The organism is Neisseria sp. P0008.S002, assembly GCF_051962805.1.
Classification (GTDB): Bacteria; Pseudomonadota; Gammaproteobacteria; order Burkholderiales; family Neisseriaceae; genus Neisseria; species Neisseria perflava.
Genome location: NZ_JBQCUY010000003.1, coordinates 185,250 through 202,729, shown reverse-complemented (window position 1 = coordinate 202,729; position 17,480 = coordinate 185,250). Strand labels below are relative to the sequence as shown.

Genomic DNA, 17,480 nt, shown 5'->3' with positions numbered 1-17,480 from the left:
CAAGGCATTTCAGTAAGCCGGTATAGCTCAGTTGGTAGAGCACCTGACTTGTAATCAGGGGGTCCCGAGTTCGACTCTTGGTGCCGGCACCAATTAAAAGCCCGATTGTGAAAGCAGTCGGGCTTTTGCTTATGCTTTGATATTTTAAAAGCAGACCTTATAATACCGCGTTTCCATTACAACAAAGGGCTGCCCGTCGGGCGGAACACACAAAACACCATGATTACCGTAAACACTTTGCAAAAAATGAAAGCAGAGGGCGAGAAAATCGCCATGCTGACCGCTTATGAATCCAGCTTTGCCGCGCTGATGGACAATGCCGGAGTAGATGTACTGCTGGTCGGTGATTCTTTGGGTATGGCGGTGCAAGGCCGTCAGTCCACTTTGCCGGTGAGCTTGCAGGATATGTGCTACCACACTGAATGCGTGGCTCGCGGTACTAAAAATGCCATGATTGTCAGCGACTTGCCGTTTGGTGCTTATCAGCAGAGCAAAGAGCAGGCATTTGCGGCGGCGGCTGAGTTGATGGCGGCCGGCGCGCATATGGTCAAGCTCGAAGGCGGTGTCTGGATGGCGGAGACCACTGAATTTCTGCAAATGCGCGGTATCCCTGTTTGCGCCCACATCGGCCTGACTCCGCAATCCGTGTTTGCATTCGGCGGCTATAAAGTTCAAGGCCGAGGCGACAAGGCGGAAGCGTTGCTCAACGACGCTAAAGCGCATGATGCGGCAGGTGCGGCAATCGTATTGATGGAATGCGTTCCTGCGGAATTGGCGAAAAAAGTGACCGAGACCGTTTCTTGCCCGACCATCGGCATTGGCGCAGGCGTGGATTGCGACGGTCAGGTTTTGGTGATGCACGATATGCTCGGCATTTTCCCAGGTAAAACCGCCAAATTCGTGAAGAACTTTATGCAGGGCAAAGACAGCGTTCAAGCTGCGGTCAAAGCCTATGTGGACGAAGTCAAAGCAAAAACGTTCCCATCTGTCGAACATACGTTTGCCGGATAAAATAAAAACCAGGCCGTCTGAAACTTATTTCAGACGGCCTTTTCGATGAATAAAAGCGTATAATCGGCGCGTGATTCCCGTTGATGAAACAGCGGAAAAAATAAAGGATTTTTCAAACCATGCAAATTATTCATACGATTAAAGAATTGCGCGAGTGGCGCAAAACTGCCGGAAAAGTGGCATTTGTACCGACCATGGGCAATCTGCACGAAGGCCATCTTGCGCTGGTGCGCGAAGCAAAAAAACGTGCCGATAACGTTGTGGTCAGTATTTTTGTCAACCGCCTGCAATTCGGACAAGGCGAGGATTTCGACAAATATCCGCGCACTTTGCAACAAGATGCCGACAAATTGACAGGCGAGGGCGTTGCCGTCGTGTTCGCGCCTGATGAAAAAGAGCTGTATCCGAATGTGGAACAGCGTTTCAATGTCGAGCCTCCGCACCTGCAAAATGAATTGTGCGGCAAATTCCGTCCGGGCCATTTCCGCGGCGTGGCGACCGTTGTGACTAAGTTGTTCAACATTGTTCAACCCGATACCGCCTGTTTCGGCAAAAAAGACTATCAGCAGCTGGCGATTATCAAAGGCTTTGTCGAAGACTTGAATTTCAATATCGAAATCGTTCCTGTCGATACCGGTCGCGCTTCAGACGGCCTGGCACTTTCCAGTCGCAACCAATATTTGAGCGAAGCAGAACGCGCAGAAGCGCCCCGTCTCTATCAAGAGTTACAAAACATTGCCGCCGCCTTGAAAAACGGCAATCTGGATTACGCCCAGCTTGAAGCCGAATGTATCCGCCGTTTGACCGATGCCGGCTGGGTGGTTGATTACGTTGAAATCCGCCATGCACACAGTTTGGCAGTGGCTCATGTTGGCGATAAAGAATTGGTGGTGCTTGCTGCCGCACGTTTGGGTACCACGCGCCTGATTGATAATTTGGAAGTAGCTTTGGCTTAAAACCAAGCTGCTGTTAAAGGCCGTCTGAAACCTGTTTTTCAGACGGCCTTTTGTTACAATAACGCTTTTGCGTTTCTAAGGCTTTTCCATGTCCAAACCCACCGTTTCCCCGATGATGCAGCAGTATCTCGCCATCAAATCGCAACACGCCGACAAGCTGGTGTTTTACCGCATGGGCGATTTTTACGAGTTGTTTTTGGATGACGCAGTGGAGGCGGCAAAGCTGTTGGACATTACCCTGACCACGCGCGGGCAGATGGACGGCGTGCCGATTAAGATGGCGGGTGTGCCGTTTCATGCGGCGGAGCAGTATCTGGCGCGGCTGGTGAAGATGGGCAAAAGCGTGGCGGTGTGCGAGCAGGTGGGCGAAGTCGGCGCGGGCAAAGGACCGGTGGAGCGCAAAGTCGTGCGCATCGTTACGCCCGGCACGCTGACCGACGCGGCATTTTTGGAAGACAAGGAAACCAACCGCATCGCGGCGGTGAACGCGGATAAAAAACACATCGCCATCGCGTGGGCATCTTTGCAAAGCGGCGAATTCAAAACCAAGCTGACGACGGCGGACAAACTCGCCGACGAGCTGGCGCGTTTGCAGGCGGCGGAAATCCTGTTGCCCGAAGGCAAAAGCCTGCCTAATGGTTTTCAGACGACCTCTGCCAACATCACGCGCCTGAACTCATGGCAGTTTGCCGCCGACGCGGGCGCGAAATTATTGACCGAATATTTCGGCTGCCAAGACCTGCACGGCTTCGGTTTGGACGGCAAGGAACACGAAGCCGCTGTCGGTGCGGCGGGCGCGCTGTTGAACTACATCCGCCTGACGCAAAACCTGATGCCGCAACACTTAGACGGCATTTCGCTCGAAACCGACAGCCAATATATCGGCATGGACGCCGCCACGCGCCGCAATCTCGAAATCACGCAAACCCTCTCCGGCAAAAAATCGCCGACCCTGTTTTCCATACTCGACGGCTGCGCCACCCACATGGGCAGCCGCCTCTTGGCACTCTGGCTGCACCACCCCTTACGCAGCCGCGTCCATATCCGCGCCCGCCAAGAAGCCGTTGCCGCGCTGGGTTCGCAATACGAAACCCTGCAAGGCCGTCTGAAAAACATCGCAGACATCGAACGCATCGCCGCCCGCATCGCCGTCGGCAACGCCCGTCCGCGCGACCTCGCCGCCCTGCGCGACAGCCTGTTTGCCCTATCCGAAATCGAATTATCCGCCGAGGGCAGCAGCCTGTTGGAAACCCTCAAAGCCGTTTTCCCCGAAACCCTGCCCGTTGCCGAAACCCTCAAAGCCGCCGTAATGCCCGAACCCGCCGTCTGGCTTAAAGACGGCGGCGTCATCAACCAAGGCTATTGCGCAGAACTCGACGAACTGCGCCACATCCAAAACCACGGCGACGAATTCCTGCTCGACCTCGAAGCGCGCGAACGCGAACGCACCGGCCTCTCCACCCTCAAAGTCGAGTTCAACCGCGTCCACGGCTTCTACATCGAGCTATCCAAAGTCCAGGCCGAACAAGCCCCCTCCGACTACCAACGCCGCCAGACCCTGAAAAACGCCGAACGCTTCATCACCCCCGAACTCAAAACCTTCGAAGACAAAGTCCTGACCGCGCAAGAGCAGGCATTGGCATTGGAAAAACGCCTGTTTGAAGCCCTCCTCAAAGACATTCAGACGACCCTTCCCCAGCTTCAAAAAGCCGCCAAAGCCGCCGCCGCCCTCGACGTACTCTCCACCTTCGCCGCGATTGCGGCCGAACGCGGTTTCGTCTGTCCCGAGTTCGCCGACTATCCGGTCATCCATATCGAAAACGGCCGCCATCCCGTCGTCGAGCAACAAGTGCGCCACTTCACCGCCAACCACACCCGCCTCGACCACAAACACCGCCTCATGCTCCTGACCGGCCCCAACATGGGCGGCAAATCCACCTACATGCGCCAAGTCGCCCATATTGTCCTCATGGCGCACACCGGCAGCTTCGTGCCTGCCGATTCAGCCCAAATCGGCCCTATCGACCAAATCTTCACCCGCATCGGCGCATCGGATGATTTAGCCTCCAACCGCTCCACCTTCATGGTTGAAATGAGCGAAACCGCCTACATCCTCCACCACGCCACCGACCAATCCCTCGTCCTTATGGACGAAGTTGGTCGCGGCACTTCGACTTTTGACGGCCTCGCCCTTGCCCAAGCCATTGCCGAACACCTGCTGCAAAAAAATAAATCCTTCAGCCTCTTCGCCACCCACTATTTCGAGCTGACCAAACTGCCCGAAGCCCACGCAACAGCAGTCAATATGCACCTCTCCGCACTTGAACAAGGACAGGACATCGTCTTCCTCCACCACATCGAACCCGGCCCCGCCAGCAAAAGCTACGGTATCGCCGTTGCCAAACTCGCCGGCCTGCCCAACCGCGCATTGAAGGCGGCTCAAAAGCATTTAAACGATTTGGAAAACCAAGCCGCCGCCAACCGTCCGCAGTTGGATATTTTCAGCGCCATGCCGTCTGAAAATAGGGAAGATGAGGAAGGGAAAGAACAAGAAGTTGAGCCTGTCGATAATTTGCAGACCAATGAATTGGCTGAAGCTTTGGCGCAAATTCAGCCCGACAACCTTACGCCGCGCGAAGCCTTGGATGCCTTGTATCGCTTGAAAGATATCTGCAATAAGGCGTCGTAAATAACGTAAAGGCCGTCTGAAACAGGAGAAACATATAATGAGTTTTGCTGACATTACCGTGGTTAGTATTACCGGCGCAGATTCTTATACCGAGGGCACGATGTATGCCATTATCCGCAGCTGCGCCGAATTGCCCGGAAGCCGTGGATTGCTGATCAGCCCGAGTTGTCCGCAAGGTTTGCCGGAAAATATCCGACATCAGCCTTGCCGGAAATTCGGTTATTTAGAATACAATCTGTTTGTTTTGTACCAACTGATGTATTACATCGATACTGATTATTGTTTGATCGTTCAAAATGACGGCTGGGTGTTGAACGGTCAAAACTGGCAGGATGCCTATCGGGAATATGATTATATCGGCGCACCTTTGCCGATTTTGTTGGAAACCGAAGCAGACGGGCAGTTTTTCCTGAAAGGAACCGACCAATATTTGGCTAAACAACATCTGATTCAGACTTCTCCGAATTTGGACGAGCCGCAGAACGGCGGTTTCAGCCTGCGCAGCAAGCGGCTTTTAACCATGCCGCGACAACTGGGTTTAAATGTAGAAATCCGACCGCCTTTGCCGCCGAAAGACGAGAAAATTGCCGATATGGAATGGCTGGTACGGCTGCACCACGAGGATATGTTTTTGACGGCGCAACACCGTTATAGATTGCAGGACTTAGGTTTGAAATTTGCGCCTCCGAATATTGCTACGCAATTTTCTTCAGAAGTACCGTTTATCAATCAAATGAGGAATGTCCCTTTAGAGCGCGTCTTTGGGGCGCACTGGATGGGCAATGTGGTCTTGACTGGCTGCAACCGTATCTGTTTTACCCAATTAAATGGTGATGAGTTGGAAACATACTCCCGTTTTTTTAGAAATTTGGGTTATGAATGGGAATAAATTAAGGCCGTCTGAAAGTTCAGACGGCCTTTTTAATGGCTGTTAATGCTGATGGGCATGGCGTGCAGCCGCGCGTTTGGTACCGACAGGCACAATCAGCGTTGCGTAAGTATTGTCTTTCTGACATACGCTTTTATCGCCGTAATCGGTCTCGTTCACCACTTTGATTTTCCACAAACCGTCAATCAGAGTAATCACATTGACCACGCCGTTTTTATCGGTTTTGCCGGAAAAGCCTTGAGGCTCGCGGTGGTCGTGGGTTGATTCCAAGTCCATTTCCGCCAAAGTGTCCGAGCTGGCGGTAACTGTGGCTTTAACCAAAGGCTCGCCTTTGTACAGGACTTTGACCGGCAAAATACCGCCGGCTTTGACTTCGTTCGGATTCTTCAGCGGAACCAGTTCCAGCTCTTGGCCGATAGGGCGGGTCAACACAGCTTCATCAACTGCGCCGTTGCCTACTTGGACAAAGCTCTTGCCGAACATTTGAGATTGTTCGCAATAGGTTGAACCGGCCAGCTGTTTCAAGGTTTGCTGTTTCCAGCCGTCTTGGTTTTTCGACCAGAAAGTCGGTTTGTAGGTTGCGCTGACCCAGTAGGAGCCTTCAGGCAAAGCGGCTTTAGAAACGTATTGATAGTTTTCGCCTTTATTTACCAAATCAACGGTTTTCTTTGAGCTGCCGGTCAATTGCAGCGGTTTGAAAATATGTACGCGGTCGTCGGCGATTTTTTCGACATTAGGGAAGTCATGGCTGTAACCCAAATCCGCATGCAGGATTTGGCCGGCAGGCTGATGTGTCGGTGCGGCCACCCAAACATCGTGTGCCTGTGCCACTGCGCCCAATCCCAGCAATCCTAAAAGCATCCATTGTTTCATAGTTTCTACACTCCATCTTTCGATTATTGAATAAAACGCCTAATGATTCGGCGAATACGAACGGTACTCTTTTTTATTAACTTTGTAAATAATATGGTTTAGATTTTATAGTTATAAATAATTATTTTTTGATTTCAGACGGCCTCGGTTTATATAACCAAAACTGATAAACCCAAAAGCAAACATTATTTCCCGTTTGCCTCCGATCCCGATAAAGTATCGCCATACTTTTAATAGGAGCCGACCATGAATATCCGTACCCTTTCTTTTGCCGCATTGACCGCCGCGCTGGCGTTGAGTGCCTGCTCTCCCAAAAACGAACAATCTGCCGACAATGCCGCTTCCGCAGGCAAGGGCGGTAATGTGAAGCTGTTGAACGTCTCTTATGATGTCGCACGAGATTTTTATAAAGAATACAATCCTTTGTTTGTTAAAGAATATGCTGCGAAAAACGGCGGTGCAACGGTTGAAGTCCAACAGTCGCACGGCGGCTCCAGCAAGCAGGCTTTGGCTGTCGCCAATGGTTTGGCTGCCGATGTGGTGACCATGAACCAGACTTCCGATATCGAGCTTTTGGTGAAAAAAGGTTTGGTCAAAGCCGATTGGAACACCCGTCTGCCGGACAATGCCGTGCCTTATACCAGTAACGTCGTTTTCTTGGTACGCAAAGGCAATCCAAAACACATCCAAGACTGGGGCGATTTGGCCAAAGACGGCGTGCAAATCGTTTTGGCGAACCCGAAAACCACCGGCAACGGCCGCTACGCCTTTTTGGGTGCGTACGGTTATGGCTTGAAAGTGAATAACGGCGATGAAGGCAAAACCAAAGATTTTGTGGCCGCATTGCTGAAAAACACGCCTGTATTTGAAAACGGCGGTCGCGCGGCAACGACGACCTTCAGTCAACGCAATATCGGCGATGTCTTGGTTACCTTTGAAAATGAGGCCAACTACGTCAGCAAAAAGCTGACCCAAGACCAGTTTGAAATCGTTTATCCGAGCTACACCATTCTTTCCGAAGCACCGGTTGCCGTCGTGGACAGCGTAGTCGACAAAAAAGGCACACGCTCCGCTGCCGAAGCCTATCTGCAAAACCTCTGGAGCGAACCGGCTCAAGAGTTGGCCGCCAATCTTTATCTGCGTCCGCGCAATGCCGAAGTATTGGCGAAACACAAAGCCGATTTCCCTGAGATTGAGACGTTTAATCCGAATGAGAAATTTGGCCCGTGGGAAGAAATCATGAAAAAATTCTTTGCCGACGGCGGATTGTTTGACCAGCTTTCCAGTAAAAAATAAGGCTTAAACATAGAGGCCGTCTGAAACTTCAGACGGCCTTTTGTTACAATAAGCCTTTTTCTTATCCACCTTTTCCCATGTCCCAACGCAAAATCATCCATATCGATATGGACGCATTCTACGCTTCGGTAGAACTACACGAGCAGCCGCACCTGAAAGGGCTGCCTGTCGTTGTGGCGTGGGACGGTACGCGGTCGGTCATTTGTGCCGCTTCTTATGAGGCGCGCAAATTCGGTTTGCACTCAGCCATGTCGGTGGCAACGGCGAAAAGGCTGTGTCCGCAGGCGGTGTTTGTGCAGCCTCATTTCGATTTGTACCGTCAAGTGTCGGCGCAGATTCATGCCGTGTTTCGGCGTTATACCGATTTGATCGAGCCTTTGTCTTTGGACGAAGCCTATTTGGATGTTACCCAAAATTTTGAAAATATCCCGTACGCCAGCGAAGTGGCCAAACGTATTCGTGCTGAAATTTTTGAAGAAACCGGTTTGACAGCCTCCGCGGGTATCGCGCCCAATAAGTTTTTGGCCAAAATCGCTTCTGACTGGCGCAAACCGAACGGGCAGTTTGTGCTGCCGCCGCAAAAAATCATGGCGTTTTTGGAGAGCCTGCCGTTGGGTAAGATTCCCGGTGTCGGCAAAGTTACACTGAAAAAGATGAATGCCCTCGGTATGCAAACCGCCGGCGATTTGCGCCGTTTTGAGCGCGGCGAACTTTTAAACCATTTCGGCCGCTACGGCTACCGCCTTTACGATTTGGCACGCGGTATCGACGAGCGGCCGGTCAAAGCCGAACGCGAACGCCTGCAAATCTCAACCGAAATCACCTTACCCGAAGATTTGTCTTTGGCGCAGGCTTCAAGCCATTTGCCGCACCTCGCCGAAGACCTCTGGCGGCAAATCGAACGCAAAAACGTCGAAGCCAAAGGCGTTACCCTCAAACTCAAAACCCACGATTTCCGCATTATCACGCGTTCGCTGACGTATTCTTCCGTCCTTCCCGATAGCGCCTCGCTGCTTCAGGCAGCGCATACTTTGCTGCAACGCATACCTCCGCAACGTGAAGACGCCTTCCGCCTGATCGGTATCGGCGTGAGCCATTTGCTGCCGAAAAACCAGCAGCAGACGCTTTGGTTATAAAGAAATAGAAAAGCATTCTTTCCGTTTGAAGATAGGGCGCTGGACAATATTGTTCCATAACCATATCGGCAGCCGTTTCAACAGGCCGTCTGAAAATTATTAGGAACAACCAGCCATGTCTTTATTCCGCCCACAACTCTGGAAAATCCCCGAAATCAGCGATGCCGAACGCCGCCAACTGCCTGAGTTGGCAGCCGCTTTGGAGCACCGTTTGCAAGACATTGCCGCACGCTATCCGCAAGCCGTCTTCGCATCCAGCCTTGCGGTTGAGGATATGGTCATTACCGATGCCGTGTGCCGTCTGAAACTGCCCATCCGCATCATCACGCTAAATACGGGCAAACTCAATCCCGAAACCGCCTCGCTGATTGCCGAAACCAATGCGCGTTATCAAACCGAATTGGAAGTGTTTTATCCCAATCGACAAACCGCCGCCGAATTTGAAGCGGAGTTTGGTACGACCGCGATGTACGACAGTGTCGAGTTGCGCCGCCGTTGCTGCCATATCCGCAAAATTGAACCGCTCAACCGCGCTTTGCACAACGCGCCTGCATGGCTGACCGGACAACGCCGCAGCCAGTCCGAAACGCGCAGCGAATTGAATTTTGAAGAGCTGGATACAGGCCGCAACATCGCCAAATTCAATCCTATTTTCGATTGGGAAGAGCAGGATGTTTGGGCATATGCGCACGAGCACCAAGTTCCGCTTAATGCGCTGTATCATCAAGGCTATCCCAGCATTGGGTGCGAACCCTGCACGCGTCCAGTCAAGCTGGGCGAAAATATCCGCGCCGGGCGATGGTGGTGGGAAAGCAAAGACAGTAAGGAATGCGGTTTGCACAAATAATCAAAGGCCGTCTGAAAACGTTTCAGACGGCCTTTTTGACGGTTTAACAAGATGATTTATCAAGTATTTGCTTTTCGTTCAACAAAAGTGGAAAGCAGGGCGGTATCGATGTCCCATTTCCAGATGCCTTGATCCGAGCCGTCCATGCCGCGCAGGAAGAGGTAGCGGATGGCGATTTGGGGCAAGGGCTTGCCGCGCAGGGCATAGTAGCGCGCGATGGCAACGGCGTAGATCAGGGCTTGCAGGTAGTAGTGATGATGCGCCACAGCTTCGTTCATCGCCTGTTGCGTGTAGGCGCTTGCATCGTTGCCCAAATGGTTGGATTTGTAGTCGATTAAAACGACATTGCTGTCTGAATCTTGGCAAACCATATCAATAAAGCCGTTTAAATAGCCTTGCAAATCATGGAAATCAAGCAGTTGCGCGGCTTGGACGCATTCTGGCGGCAGGTTTGCTTCGCTTGAGGCAAACCAACGGCGCAAGTCGTCCAGTTTGAAATCGTCCATGTACAGGGTGAACCCCATTTCGGGCAGGCGTCGGGTCGTCGGAATCTGTGACAGGCTCTCGTTGATTAAAGGCGTAAGGCGGCAGGTATCGAGCATGGTGATTACCGTCGGCAGCCATTTGTCTTCAAAGCTATGGCGTTGCAAAACTTCGGCAATCATTTCGGATTGGCTCTCGGCAGAGGCGGCGAAATCGAGTTTTTCCAGCATTTCATGCAAACATACGCCGGCATTGGTGCCGCGGGGGAAATGGTGGATATCGAGGCCGTCTGAAAGTGGGGGCGGCAGGTTTTCAGACGGCATGGCACGGTCTGCGCTTTCTGCCGGATCGATGGCAGGTTGCAAAGGCTCGTGTTGTTCGTCGGTTGACTTGGTGTGCCGGCTCAAACCGGTAAAGCTGGTGTGGCGGATAAAGTCAAAATCGCGGCGTTTAATGCTATGTGCGCTAAAAGCTTGGTCTTGCTGGCGGCTGTATTGATAGACGGTTTCCGGCGGGGCTTCTTCCGTGAAGGCAAACTCCGTATTTTCAGGCGCGTTTTTGATAAAGCGTTGCCAGTTGGTTTTAAGCATTTCTACAACGTCTGTCGCGCTTTTATAGCTTTGGCTGACGCTCTCGCGGCCGGCATCCGACAAACCTTCGAGCAGATAGGCAAAAGGATTGTTTGGCGTACAGTTTTTGTTGGCGGCGGCGTAGATATTGAGCTGTTCTTCGGCGCGGGTAAGGGCGACATAAAGTAGGCGTAAATCTTCTGCCGTCTTTTCGTCGGCAAGATGGCTTAGTTCTGCTTCCGAGGTTTGCGATTTTGCCAGTAGCTCGGTTTCGTGGCTTTCAGTATGCAGGATTTTCCAGTTTTCTTTGGAATTGTCTTTGGTATCCCACGCGAAGGGGCAGTACACCAAAGGATATTGCAAACCTTTCGACGCGTGCATGGTAACGATTTTGACCAGTTTTTCGTCGCTTTCAAGACGGATGGTTTGCGCGTCTGATGGGAAATGGCCGCTGCGTGCACGGCTGATTTGTTCGTTCAGCCATTTATGCAGGGCGGCAGGGTTGCGGCTTTGACTGTCTTCTTCGGCCAAAAGCTCCAGAATTTGGTAGTAGTTGGTCAGGCTGCGCTCGTTGCCGCCTTTGAGCAGGCGTGTTTCGATGTCATGTAGGGCGGCAAACTGCTGCACGGCGGCAAAAATGCCGCCTTTCCGCCATTTTTCCATGGCTTGGGCAGATGACTCTAGCCATTTCAGCAGCTGGTGTTCGTTATGGTTGAGTTCGTAAATCTCTTTGGCGGTATAGCCGAATAAAACGCCGGTCAAGACAAAGCGCAGCCAGTCGGTTTGCCTTGGGTTGAGCCAAAAGCCGATCAGCGCGGACAGCGAATCTGCCTCGGCGGAATCGAAAACGGACTGGCGCGACAGCAACACGCTTTGGATACGGCGCTGTTTCAGTTTACCGGCAATCATCGCCGCTTCGTTGTTGGTGCGCACCAAAACCGCAATATCGCCGGACTCCAGCGCGCGGCCTTTGAAGTTCAGACGGCCTTCGGCTGCTTCATTGAGCGCAAAGGCAATTTCATCGGCGCAATATTCGGCGGCACGGCCACGCAAAATCTCTTTGTTGGTCTGATCGTCCGTGTTGAGCCAGCGTACTTGGATGGCGGGACGGTGTGGCGACAGCCGGCTTTCGGCGCGGCTGGCGGAGACATCGCTGTAATCGATATTTTCCAAGACGAAGGGGTGTTTTTTTTGTTTGAACAAGGCGCTGATGCCGTTAATCAGCTTGGCATGGCTGCGGTAGTTGACGGCGAGGGTGTAATGCCTGTCCGCATCTTGCGCAGCTTGCAGATAGGCGTAAATGTCCGCACCGCGAAAGCTGTAAATCGCCTGCTTGGGGTCGCCAACGAGAAACAGCGGGCAGCCTTGTTCGATAAAAATTTGGCGGAAAATTTCGTATTGCAGCGGGTCGGTATCTTGGAATTCGTCAATCAGCGCGATTTCCCAGTTTGCCGCCGCCGCTTTTGCCAACGCGTTGCCGTGTTCATTGGTGGTCAATGCCTGATGGACGTCCAGCAGCAAATCGTCAAACACGCGCTCGCGGCGTGATTTTTTTTGTTCGGCAATGGACTGATTGATGTGGGAAAGGAGGTCGAGTTGCAGGCGGATGAAGACCGCTTCTTCCGCGCTTTCCATTGCCTGCAAATCACGACCGAGATTGGCCAAGGCTTGCAGCTGAATAATTTCCGGCATATCGGCATCGGTTTTATATTCTTTTTTCAGTTTGCTGTTGAGCGTGTCGATACTGAAGAGGCTTAATTTTTCTAGCGTTTGTTTGCTCAGGCGGGGCAGACGGTTGGATTCGGCGTTTGTTTTTAAATCGGTAAAAACATTTTCAAAGGTTTTTCTTTTGTAGGTTTGGCCGTTAAGTTTGGGAAAAATTGCCCAAAATGCTTTTTCCAAGTCTTCCAACTGAGCGCAAACTTTTTGCCATGTTTCTTGAAGGTTGGCTTGGGCTTCTTTCAAATCGCCTTCAGACCGTCTGAATTTCAGATAGGGGCGGCCGGTATAGCTTTTGATTTCGGCAAGCATTTCTTCGGGCGTGCATTTCCGGTCAAAAACCAATTGTGCCAATGTGGCATCGGTTGCCACTTTCTGCCGCCAAAAGTCTTGTGCAGGAATCAGCAGCCTCTCGCGCGAGTCGTCCGACAGCTCGACATCCAAAGGTGCGCCGCACAAAAACGCGTAATCGCGCAAGACGCGCTGACAGAAGCCGTGGATGGTGTAAATAGAGGAGTTGTCAAACTGGCTCAGCGCGGCTTTGAGGCGGAGAATCAGGCGATGGCAGCTTTCTTGTCCGTCTTGCTCGCCTAAAGCCAAAGGAATCAAGCGATTGAGAAAGTCATCGGGGGATTTTTTCTCTTTTTCGTAATATTTGTTCAGGCCGTCTGAAATATGTTCCGGCTCGCCGCCCAAAGTTTGGATTTCGTTCAAAACCTGCAACACTTCGTCCAAACGTGCGCGCAAACGGGTTTTCAGTTCTGCCGTCGCCGCTTTGGTAAAGGTAACGACCAGAATTTTCTCGATGTCTTTTTTTTCTAAAACAATCAGTCGGGTAAAGAGCGCGGCAATGCCGTAGGTTTTACCCGTACCGGCAGAAGCTTCGATAAGGTTGGTGCCGTCGATGGAAAGTGTGAGCGCGTCAAAAGGAAGGGCGGAAGACATGGTAGGAACGGAATAATATTAGCGAGGCATTATCATAACAGAGATAGTGTGTTGTTTTGCATTGATGATAAAAATGCCGTCTGAGAACTTTCTGTTTTCAGACGGCATGTCTTAATGGCTATTAAATGACTTCAATAGCGCATCTTAGTAGCGCAAACGGCGTTTGGCGTAGCTTGGTTGGCGAGGACGATAGGTATAACGGTTCGCCGCAGGAGCTTTACTGTCGTCATAGTAGTACGCAACATTATTACCGTTGATGGTCGTATTGTTGACGCTCAAACCGGTTGGAGAGCCGGTAGTAATAACAACATTGTCGCTTTGGATGGTGTTTGCCGTATTGGTTACGTTGGCTTCGTTTTTACCTTTGGCGTTGATGCCGCCGTTTGGTTTGCCTGAAGCGTAGCTGCCGTTGACATTGATGGTCAGATTTTTTTCGTTAACGCTGCTGATCGCGCCGGAAGTATTGACTTTGTTGCCTTCTACTTCAACGGAGTTGTTGGATACCAAGTTGGTACCGTGCAGGTTGACGTCGCCGTTGTTGGCATTGATTTTAATCTCATTGCCGGCCGCTACATTCGCGCCTGCGGCGGTAGAAGAAGCGTTATCGGTTTTGTTGACGCCGACAGAGCCGTTGACGTGAGGAACGGCAACACCGGTTTCAACATTGATTGTCGCGCCAGCGCCGATACCGACATTAACAGCTGTACCTTGGTTGGAGGCAGTATTGGCTGACTCGGTGAAGGTTACGCCGTTGCCTGCGGTAATGTTGACGTTGTTGTTGGCGGTAATGTTGGATGCGATTTCAGCAGAGTCTTTGGCGTTGATGACAACATTGGTCGCATTCATATCGCCTTTGACGGCGGTAGATTCTTTTTTGTTTTCATCAGCGTAGTTGACGTTCAGGTTGGCATTCACATCAACGTTTGAACCATCTTTGGTGTATGCGCCGACAGTCAAAGAAGCGCCGCCTTGTTTACTGCTGCTGTTGCTGGTGTTGTGGGCGGCAGTGTTGTGGTATGAACCTGCATCAATGTTAATCGCACCGGTCACATCGTATTTTGTACCTTCATCAGACACTTTGTCATTTGCCAAAACGATGGCATTGCCTGCGTTGATGGTGGTTACGGTTGCAGTGGATTCATTGTGGGTCGAGGAGTTGCCTTGACCTTGTGCAGTGATTTCACCGCCGATGCCTTTGTTGGTACTGATGCCGGCAGAAACGACCAAACCGCCGCCGTTTTGTTTCACATCGGATTTTGCACCGCTGTGTGCCGCTGCATGGGTAACGTTTTTGGCAGCTTCAACCACATTGCCGGTCGCATTAATCACTGTACCTTCTTGATTAATATTGCCGTTTGCAGTGATGGTGGCGTTGCCGCCGGTGTTGATGTTGGATACATGAGATGTATTCGTTACGGTAGTTGCATCTGTTTTGGTGCTGGTAATGCCGACAGATACGCCGACGCCTGCAACGTTATTTTTTTCGTATGCAGTAGCAGATACGCCCAAATCAGTTACGCGTCCGGATTCGGTCACAGTGTTGCTGCCTTTGGATGCAACAACATTGACGTCATTGGCTGCGGAAATGTTGACAGATTCTTCGCCGTTGACTTGGCTACCGCTGACGGTAACGTTTGAGTTGGAAGACAACTGGGTGTTTTTACCGGTCAAAATGCTGCCGTTCAGGCCGACAGAGTGGGTGTCGGTGTGGGTATCGGTGAATTTAATACCGGCTTTGGCAGTCACGCTGCCGTTTTCTTTATTGGTTTCGGTGCCAGAGTAGCCTTTGATGGAATACTCGTTGACCTGTTTGTTTTCTACCGCTTTGGCAGCATCAATGGTCAAATCGCCTGCGGAAGAAAGTTGCAGTTTTTGTGCCGCAAACAATGCAGAACCGATCACATTGATGTCTTTGTTGGAAACAACGGTCAGGTCGGCATTGGAAACCAAGGTAGAACCGGTTACTTTTTCAATGCTGCTGTTGCTGCTGGTTTTAGAGGTAGTGATATTGAAAATCGTACCTTTACGCGCGCTTTGTGCGGAAGTATCGGTGCTGGTGGCGTTTTTAATATCGACATTGCCTGCTTTGGAGCTGACGAATGTACCGGCTTGGCCTTCAACGGTACTGCCGTAAACGTTGACGCCGTTTTTTGCACCCAAAACTATGTTTGAGTTGGCAGTAATGCTGCTGCCGTGCAGGTTTTCGGTACGGTTGTTTTGAACTTGGCTTTCACCGCCGAACAGGCCGCCCCAGTATTTTTTCTGGTCGTCGAGGCTGTTGGTGTTGATGGTGGTTTGAGTACCCAAGTTGATGTTGTTGACATCGGTAACGACATTGCCGTTTGCCGCAATGCTTGCGCCGTAAGTGCTCAAATCGCCTTCGGAAATCAAACCGATATCACCGGCTGCGGAGATTTTGGTTTGATGGGCGGTAGAGTTTTTGGAAGATTTTGTAGCGATACCGGTATTCAGGGCAGCAGTTTCATTTTTGAAGCTGACATAAGTCGAGCTGCTGTCGGTTTCGCTGTTGCTGCTTAATACGATTCCTTGTTGGGCGGCAATGCGTGCATCAGCAGCCGAGTTCAGTTCGGTCGCATCCAATTGAACTTTGCCGGTGGTGGCAATATTGACAGAACCGGCATTGATTTTGGTTTGATGCAGGCTTTCGTCAGCAGAGGAGCTCAGGTTGTTGTTGTACCAAAGGCCTTTGCTTTGAGTGTGGTCGGATTCTGTACGGTTGGTGGTTTTTACCGCGTTAGAATTGATATTGCCTGTGGCAGAAGCAGTCAGCGCGCCGGCATTGATGTTGGCTGCGCTCAGGTTGAGGCTGCCGCTATTGTTCAAAGTCAATGACTCGGATGCATTGATATTGCTGGCGGTAAAGGTTTCCGTTTTGTTGCGGTCCGAACGGAAGTGCTGAACATTTTGCGCCTCTTTGCCGCTGGAAGATTTGTTGGCAGAATGGCTGGTAACCGTGCCTTTGATGTCGGTATCGCGGGCAAACAATTCCATTTGTGCGCCGGTCAGATTGGCGGACTGGATGCTCAGGTTGCCTTTGCTGTCGATATTCAGGTAGCGGGTACCGGTAATGGCGGCATTTTGAATGTTTTGTTTGGCGCGTTTGTCGGTCGCGTGGATGCGGATGGTACCGGCGCGCATACTGCCGAAAATATGACCGTCAAGCACCGGCGCATTTGAAGCAGCGTCCAATGCTTCGATTTGTGCGGTTTTGTAGTCGAAGTTGCTTTTGCCTGAAGAAACATTGATGGCGTCGGCGGCATTAACGTTGGCTGATTTGCCGACAACCACTTGCGGCGCGAGCAGGTCAACCACGCGGTTGCCGCTCAAATTGCCGTTTACTTGCAGTTGTTTGCCATTGTCGCTGATATTGAAAGATTTCAACGCGCCGTCTGAAACGGTTGGCGTACCGACAACCAAGGATGCGCGGTTGGCATTCAGGATACTGCCGCCGTTGTGGGTAATGCCGTTAGGGTTTGCCAAAACATAGTCTGCGGCAATACCGAAGATCTCTTGCTGACCCAAGATCAGGGAAGGGTTTTTGCTGACCACTTCATTCAAGATCACAGATGCGGCCTGACCTTGGAAGTTTTTGTTGGCAGACAGGTTTCCGGCCAGTTGGGATTTACCGGCAGACAGGGCGTTATTCAAAACGGCACCGTGTTGGGAAACGTTGTACTTGTTATATTGGTTGTGAGAAAGACCTTGAGCCGTCGGTGCGGCAATGTTGACGATGTCAACATTGTGTTGCTGCTGTACCGAAGTTTGGCCGATGGCTTCGATATTGGCGGCTACCGCTGCATTTCCCAGGAATGCAAAGCACACGGCGACAGTTACTTTGCCGGAAGCTGAGAGCTTAGGCTGATATAAAGTGTCGATTTTCATGGATTTTAATCCTTATTTATCGTGATGGAGATTGAATCAGAAATCCCATATCGGGTATTGGATTTCTGTTGAGGAAATTTTTGAATGTATTAACATTGTTATGAATTTTTTTACAATCATACCACCAGTATGGCCTTGTGTGCACTATTTCAAATGCAAATAAA

At 51.2% G+C, this 17,480-nt stretch carries 10 protein-coding genes and 1 tRNA gene; 8 read left to right on the top strand and 3 right to left on the bottom strand.

Annotation, left to right across the window (positions count from 1 at the left end):
• Nucleotides 1-16 precede the first annotated feature (16 nt).
• From ACTHSA_RS04660 to ACTHSA_RS04640, 5 genes are all read left to right on the top strand, one after another.
• Nucleotides 17-92, top strand: a tRNA-Thr gene (locus ACTHSA_RS04660).
• Between the two features lie 127 nt (nucleotides 93-219).
• Complete coding sequence (panB, locus tag ACTHSA_RS04655) at nucleotides 220-1,011, top strand: 3-methyl-2-oxobutanoate hydroxymethyltransferase (protein WP_049333454.1); 792 nt, start codon at nucleotides 220-222, stop codon at nucleotides 1,009-1,011.
• Nucleotides 1,012-1,130: 119 nt separating this feature from the next.
• Nucleotides 1,131-1,967: a pantoate--beta-alanine ligase gene (gene panC, locus ACTHSA_RS04650; protein ID WP_254323800.1), complete on the top strand. Its 837-nt coding sequence runs from the start codon at nucleotides 1,131-1,133 to the stop codon at nucleotides 1,965-1,967.
• 88 nt (nucleotides 1,968-2,055) lie between these two features.
• Nucleotides 2,056-4,656 (top strand): DNA mismatch repair protein MutS, encoded by a 2,601-nt coding sequence (gene mutS, locus ACTHSA_RS04645; protein ID WP_440361183.1) that lies wholly within the window; start codon nucleotides 2,056-2,058, stop codon nucleotides 4,654-4,656.
• Between the two features lie 37 nt (nucleotides 4,657-4,693).
• Nucleotides 4,694-5,545, top strand: coding sequence for a DUF5672 family protein (locus ACTHSA_RS04640; RefSeq protein ID WP_440378818.1), 852 nt, complete (start codon nucleotides 4,694-4,696; stop codon nucleotides 5,543-5,545).
• A 42-nt stretch (nucleotides 5,546-5,587) separates the two neighbouring features.
• Here ACTHSA_RS04640 and ACTHSA_RS04635 read toward each other — a convergent pair whose 3' ends face one another.
• The gene (locus ACTHSA_RS04635; RefSeq protein WP_219088717.1) at nucleotides 5,588-6,418 is read right to left on the bottom strand and encodes a DUF4198 domain-containing protein; all 831 of its coding nucleotides are present in this window, start codon (nucleotides 6,416-6,418) and stop codon (nucleotides 5,588-5,590) included.
• A gap of 252 nt (nucleotides 6,419-6,670) precedes the next feature.
• On the opposite strand from ACTHSA_RS04635, the gene ACTHSA_RS04630 reads away from it, so the two are divergent.
• From ACTHSA_RS04630 to ACTHSA_RS04620, 3 genes are all read left to right on the top strand, one after another.
• Entirely contained in the window at nucleotides 6,671-7,714 is a 1,044-nt protein-coding gene (locus ACTHSA_RS04630) for a sulfate ABC transporter substrate-binding protein (RefSeq protein WP_191620581.1), read from the top strand.
• Between the two features lie 77 nt (nucleotides 7,715-7,791).
• On the top strand, nucleotides 7,792-8,850 hold the full coding sequence (gene dinB / locus ACTHSA_RS04625) for a DNA polymerase IV (RefSeq protein WP_004521080.1): 1,059 nt from the start codon (nucleotides 7,792-7,794) through the stop codon (nucleotides 8,848-8,850).
• A gap of 115 nt (nucleotides 8,851-8,965) precedes the next feature.
• A complete protein-coding gene (locus ACTHSA_RS04620) occupies nucleotides 8,966-9,697 on the top strand; it encodes a phosphoadenylyl-sulfate reductase (protein WP_004521081.1) in 732 nt (243 codons plus the stop codon).
• 59 nt (nucleotides 9,698-9,756) lie between these two features.
• Here ACTHSA_RS04620 and recB read toward each other — a convergent pair whose 3' ends face one another.
• Both recB and ACTHSA_RS04610 read right to left on the bottom strand, forming a co-directional pair.
• Nucleotides 9,757-13,413, bottom strand: a complete 3,657-nt coding sequence (gene recB / locus ACTHSA_RS04615; RefSeq protein WP_070625424.1) for an exodeoxyribonuclease V subunit beta — start codon at nucleotides 13,411-13,413, stop codon at nucleotides 9,757-9,759.
• A gap of 144 nt (nucleotides 13,414-13,557) precedes the next feature.
• Complete coding sequence (locus ACTHSA_RS04610) at nucleotides 13,558-17,316, bottom strand: hemagglutinin repeat-containing protein (protein ID WP_440378817.1); 3,759 nt, start codon at nucleotides 17,314-17,316, stop codon at nucleotides 13,558-13,560.
• Between the last annotated feature and the right edge of the window lie 164 nt (nucleotides 17,317-17,480).

Bases quoted from the DNA above. Each gene is read 5' to 3' on its own strand.
- mutS (WP_440361183.1), top strand. From the start codon at position 2,056: ATGTCCAAACCCACCGTTTCCCCGATGATGCAGCAGTATCTCGCCATC.
- ACTHSA_RS04610 (WP_440378817.1), bottom strand. From the start codon at position 17,316: ATGAAAATCGACACTTTATATCAGCCTAAGCTCTCAGCTTCCGGCAAA.
- panB (WP_049333454.1), top strand. From the start codon at position 220: ATGATTACCGTAAACACTTTGCAAAAAATGAAAGCAGAGGGCGAGAAA.
- dinB (WP_004521080.1), top strand. From the start codon at position 7,792: ATGTCCCAACGCAAAATCATCCATATCGATATGGACGCATTCTACGCT.
- ACTHSA_RS04635 (WP_219088717.1), bottom strand. From the start codon at position 6,418: ATGAAACAATGGATGCTTTTAGGATTGCTGGGATTGGGCGCAGTGGCA.
- recB (WP_070625424.1), bottom strand. From the start codon at position 13,413: ATGTCTTCCGCCCTTCCTTTTGACGCGCTCACACTTTCCATCGACGGC.
- ACTHSA_RS04640 (WP_440378818.1), top strand. From the start codon at position 4,694: ATGAGTTTTGCTGACATTACCGTGGTTAGTATTACCGGCGCAGATTCT.
- panC (WP_254323800.1), top strand. From the start codon at position 1,131: ATGCAAATTATTCATACGATTAAAGAATTGCGCGAGTGGCGCAAAACT.
- ACTHSA_RS04620 (WP_004521081.1), top strand. From the start codon at position 8,966: ATGTCTTTATTCCGCCCACAACTCTGGAAAATCCCCGAAATCAGCGAT.